This is a genomic window from Arsenophonus sp. ENCA, from assembly GCF_002287155.1.
GTDB lineage: Bacteria > Pseudomonadota > Gammaproteobacteria > Enterobacterales > Enterobacteriaceae > Arsenophonus > Arsenophonus nilaparvatae.
The window spans coordinates 1-2,085 of sequence record NZ_NHNG01000623.1 but is presented as its reverse complement, the minus strand read 5'-3'; the positions used below and the strand labels follow the sequence as shown (position 1 = coordinate 2,085).

Here is a 2,085-nt window from a genome sequence, read left to right as displayed (position 1 = left end):
TCAGTATTACGTTTGAGTTCCCTGCTGACAGTTGAACGAGAAAGCCCCAATTCTCTAGCAATAGTGGCCTGAGTAACACCGTCAATTATTCGTTTTTCGATATAAAAACGCTCATGTAAGTTCAAATGTTTTCCCTTCATACAACAGTATCTCTTATGGGGTCATTACAGTAATTTTATCTATGTATGACCAAGGATTTACTTTGTTGCATTTCGTTTGGGAATTGGCGGGGGTTTGGCACTGACGGGATATTAGTCGATGATGAACATAGCCTGGGAAATTATCGGCAAACTACAGCAGATGAAGTAGCTGAGCTGTTAAAAAATTCCCATTCGGTAATTATTGCTCCCGGTTATGGTATGGCGGTGGCTCAAGCTCAATATCCGATTCACGACATTACGGCAAAATTACGCGAAAAAGGGATTAATGTTCGCTTTGCGATCCATCCTGTTGCCGGACGCCTGCCTGGTCATATGAATGTATTATTAGCTGAAGCGAAAGTACCTTACGACATCGTGTTGGAGCTCGACGAAATAAATGATGATTTTGCTAATACAGACACGGTATTAGTGATCGGGGCAAATGATACCGTTAACCCAGCCGCACAAGATGATCCCAATAGCCCAATAGCCCAATAGCCGGAATGCCAGTCCTGGAGGTTTGGAAAGCGCAAAATGTTATTGTATTTAAACGCTCAATGAATACCGGTTATGCAGGCGTTCAGAATCCGTTATTTTTTAAAGAAAATACCCAAATGCTATTCGGTGATGCCAAAGTTAGCGTAGAAGCTATTTTGCGCGCTTTATAAGTTTTTTAATAATAATGGCCCTATTTGAATGGGCCATTGGGTTGTTAATCATTTGCTGGATTTATTGGACAGACAAAACCATCCGGTTTAATGGCCAATAAATCACATTTTAACTTATCAATGATCTGTTCAGCAGTATTGCCTAAAAACGCCGCTGAAATACCTGTTCTGCCTAAAATACCCAATACAACAATACCTTCATGTAATTCGTCACAAGTTTCAGAGTTTTTTCTCAGCGGATCCTTCAACAACATGGGTATATTTTTCATCAATGGTAAATCTTTGCCTTAATTTTTTCATTGCAACAAGATGCTGTGCCCGCAGAGCCTGATTATAGATATTTGGATCAAAATCTGGTAATTCAATAGCGATATTTATTGGCGCGACAGGGTAGGCACTAACGAGATGAATATGTGGATTTTTAACAATCTGATGGCTGATATTTTCCGTTTCCTTGATGAGTTTAATATTAAGTTTATCGTGATAGGATTCCTCATTAGATAAATTAACTGCAACAACAATAGCGCCATCATTAGGCCATACTTTATCTTTTACCATCCAGACTGGGCAAGGGCATTTACGGAGTAGATGCCTATCAAGAGAAGTGAATATCATGGCCTCAAAACGGTCATTTTGATGCGCCATTTTTAATAATAAATCATGTTTATCAGCAATAACTTCTTGAATAATCGCTTCATATGGTTTGTTATGCCATATTACTTTAATTTCAATATCAATACCGGCTTCTAAATAGTAATGTGCTTGCTGTTTTATCCATACTTTTCGCTGACTAATAACGCCCTTGCGCATAGCATTGCGTTCTTCAGGCGATAATAAGGTTGTCATGTCATAAGAGAGATCATAGATGGGCAAGAAAGCCTTAATGCGTCCACCATTGCGTTGTACTATATATACAGCACGTCGAAGTGCAGGTTGGTCATCCTGATTTGGATCAATAGCAACTAACAGATTACGGTAATTAGCCATAATGGTTCCTCTTAGAGGCTAGGCAACATTTATATCACTAAAGATAAACCAATATGGTTTGGGATAATAGATAGTAACATAGCCAAATCACAAAAAAATAATATGCTAATGGGCACCTCGAAAAACCTAAGCCGAGTTTGATTTTGCTGATAAAGTTATCGGAAGCTGGTCTACTGAGCTAACCACCATGAAGAAACGCAGCGCCATTAAGAATGACCTCTTTGCAAACCAGTATCACCAACAGACGATCGACAAGTTGGGTGACCCGCTGGTCAAGATCGAAACCTGTA

1 protein-coding gene and 2 pseudogenes are annotated in these 2,085 nt (G+C 39.4%); 1 reads left to right on the top strand and 2 read right to left on the bottom strand.

Translation table 11 applies throughout. The annotated features are described in order from the left end of the window. Window positions 1-140, bottom strand: a 140-nt coding sequence (locus CBG25_RS21515; RefSeq protein ID WP_366212744.1) for a helix-turn-helix domain-containing protein, incomplete at its 3' end; no start/stop codon positions are given. Window positions 141-230: 90 nt separating this feature from the next. Here CBG25_RS21515 and CBG25_RS16045 point away from each other — a divergent pair. Further along, window positions 231-808, top strand: a pseudogene (locus CBG25_RS16045) (NAD(P)(+) transhydrogenase (Re/Si-specific) subunit beta); the annotation flags it as partial. A gap of 44 nt (window positions 809-852) precedes the next feature. On the opposite strand, the pseudogene uspE reads toward CBG25_RS16045, so the two are convergent. After that, a pseudogene (uspE, locus tag CBG25_RS16040) lies at window positions 853-1,795 on the bottom strand (universal stress protein UspE). Window positions 1,796-2,085 lie beyond the last annotated feature (290 nt).